At 47.3% G+C, this 2,476-nt stretch carries 2 protein-coding genes and 2 pseudogenes; all 4 read left to right on the top strand.

Annotated features, from left to right (window positions below):
• Positions 1-282 (top strand): annotated as a pseudogene (locus A3751_RS12425) (ketol-acid reductoisomerase); the annotation flags it as partial.
• An 88-nt stretch (positions 283-370) separates the two neighbouring features.
• Positions 371-1,195 (top strand): CDP-diacylglycerol--serine O-phosphatidyltransferase, encoded by an 825-nt coding sequence (pssA, locus tag A3751_RS12420; protein ID WP_068456467.1) that lies wholly within the window; start codon positions 371-373, stop codon positions 1,193-1,195.
• A gap of 84 nt (positions 1,196-1,279) precedes the next feature.
• On the top strand, positions 1,280-2,257 hold the full coding sequence (msrP, locus tag A3751_RS12415) for a protein-methionine-sulfoxide reductase catalytic subunit MsrP (protein ID WP_068456463.1): 978 nt from the start codon (positions 1,280-1,282) through the stop codon (positions 2,255-2,257).
• Positions 2,257-2,476: pseudogene (locus A3751_RS23540) on the top strand (sulfoxide reductase heme-binding subunit YedZ); the annotation flags it as partial. The gene msrP and the pseudogene A3751_RS23540, both read left to right, overlap by 1 nt.

Genomic DNA, 2,476 nt, shown 5'->3' with positions numbered 1-2,476 from the left:
ATGAACTACTCAATCTCAAATAACGCTGAGTATGGTGAGTATGTCACGGGCCCTGAGGTTATTAACGATGAGTCGCGTGCTGCGATGCGTAACGCTCTTAAGCGTATTCAGGATGGTGAATATGCGAAGATGTTTATCCAGGAAGGTGCAACCAACTACGCATCAATGACGGCGTATCGTCGTAATAACGCTGCGCACCCAATCGAAGAAACAGGTGCTAAGTTGCGTGAAATGATGCCTTGGATCGCATCGAACAAAATCGTAGATCAAGAGAAGAACTAAGCACTTCTCTTAATTAACGCTACAATTAACGGCCTGCAGAAGTTATTCTGTGGGCCGTTTTTTTTTGAAGGGATGGTGATCAAATCGCATGAGTGACGAATTAGACAAGAAAAAGTCTGTAAAGCCTGAGGTGGAGAATTCTTCGTTTGTAGAAACGGGTTTAAATGCATCTGAGGATCATGATGATGCCGAAAAAGTCGAGAAAGTGAAGAAGCGTGGCCGCGGAATTTATCTGCTTCCGAATCTCTTCACTACAGCCTCCCTGTTCTCCGGTTTTTATGCCATTGTAGCTGCAATGAATGGTCATTTTGAAAATGCAGCGATCGCTATTTTTGTATCAATGATACTTGATGGGCTGGATGGACGCGTCGCACGAATGACCAATACTCAAAGTGCGTTCGGAGCAGAGTATGATAGCTTGGTAGACATGGTGGCGTTCGGTGTTGCTCCTGCGCTGGTGGCTTTCTCTCTTAACCTGCAGACGTTGGGTAAAATCGGCTGGGTAGCCACTTTCATCTATGTGGCGGGCGCGGCTCTGCGTTTGGCACGATTCAATACTCAAATAGGCTCGGTCGATAAGCGCTACTTTGTTGGCTTACCCAGTCCGGCAGCTGCGGCTCTCGTTGCGGGCTTCGTTTGGGTGTTCCATAGCTTTGAGCAGACGATGTTTTTAACGTTGGTGACCATGCTCTTTGTAGCAAGTGCGGGAGTGTTGATGGTAAGTAACGTGCTCTACAACTCTTTCAAAGAATTTGATCTAAAGGCAAGGGTGCCATTTACTGCGGTGCTGGTGATGGTTCTCGTGTTTGCGGTTATTGCGCTGGAGCCGTCTTTCGTTTTGCTACTTGGATTTGTTGTCTATGCTGCATCAGGCCCGGTCACAAGTCTTTTGCGTAGGGTCCGAAGCAAATAGCCTCTCAAGTAGGGGAACTTCTGTTCCCTTAATGGTCTAAGTGTGACCGTTTCTCGTAACTTAGGAAAACGAAAAGGTCGCGCCATGCTAATTAAGGTTAAGTCAAATTCTGATCCGCTCTCGTCAGAGATTACCCCTGAAAGCGTTTATCTCAATCGTCGAAGGTTTCTTTCTCTCGGAGCGTCCGCTAGCGTTAGCTTGTCGCTCGGCGGGATGTCGTCGCTTTCTACGGCTGGCCCAATCGACCCATCTGTGTTCTCTGGTTTGAATTCGACGAATTATGCTCCGGGTGAAGCGGCAACACCATTCGAGACAGCGTCAACGTACAATAACTTCTATGAGTTTGGCACTAGTAAGGATGATCCTGCTCGATATGCGAATGAGATGACTGTAGATCCTTGGTCTGTAAAGGTAGAGGGGATGGCTGGGAAGACTGGAGTGTTTCCGTTGGAAGATCTGATCAAGGGTTTGGTTCTCGAGGAGCGAGTATATCGCTTAAGGTGTGTGGAGGCTTGGTCAATGGTCATTCCTTGGGTCGGTTTTCCGTTGAGAGATTTGATTACGCGTTTAGAGCCGCAGGGTTCTGCAAAGTATGTATTTTTTGAAACTTTAAATAGGCCGTCAGAAATGCGAGGGATGCGGTCCTTTAGTTCAACCATAGACTGGCCTTATGTTGAGGGGTTAAGAATGGATGAGGCGCTTCATCCCATGACGATGCTGGCGGTGGGTATGTATGGGAAAGAGTTGCCCAATCAGAATGGCGCTCCTTTGCGTTTGGTTGTTCCTTGGAAGTATGGCTTCAAGAGTATCAAGTCGATTTCTAAGATTCGATTTACGGATAAGCGTGAGAAGACTAGTTGGGAAAAGGCAGGGCCATCAGAGTATGGGTTTTACTCTAATGTCAATCCGAAGGTTGATCATCCTCGCTGGAGCCAGAAAACAGAGCGGCGCTTGCCAAATACCTTGTTTAGCCCAAACAGGATTGAAACGCGTATGTTTAATGGCTATGCGGAGGAGGTTGAATCTTTGTATGCTGGTATGGATCTGAAAAAGAACTTTTGATGATGAATGGTTCTCGCCACTTGATAATCTGGTGGTCTTTATTTATCTCTTTGATGCTGCCGGCTCCCTATATCTTTTCGATGGCTTTGACGAATCAGCTTGGCGCAGAGCCTGCCAAGGCTTTGGTCGAATTTCTCGGTGAGGCCGCGCTCGTTATATTGATCCTTACCCTGTCTGTGACGCCCCTCCGAAAATTTCGAGCTCTACCGTCTTTTGTGC

The organism is Oleiphilus sp. HI0080, from assembly GCF_001635135.1.
Note: the sequence above shows the minus strand (reverse complement) of the source record. Positions and strands in the feature narration are given on the sequence as shown.

Coding starts and splice junctions, on each gene's coding strand:
- pssA (WP_068456467.1), top strand. CDS start 371: ATGAGTGACGAATTAGACAAGAAAAAGTCTGTAAAGCCTGAGGTGGAG.
- msrP (WP_068456463.1), top strand. CDS start 1,280: ATGCTAATTAAGGTTAAGTCAAATTCTGATCCGCTCTCGTCAGAGATT.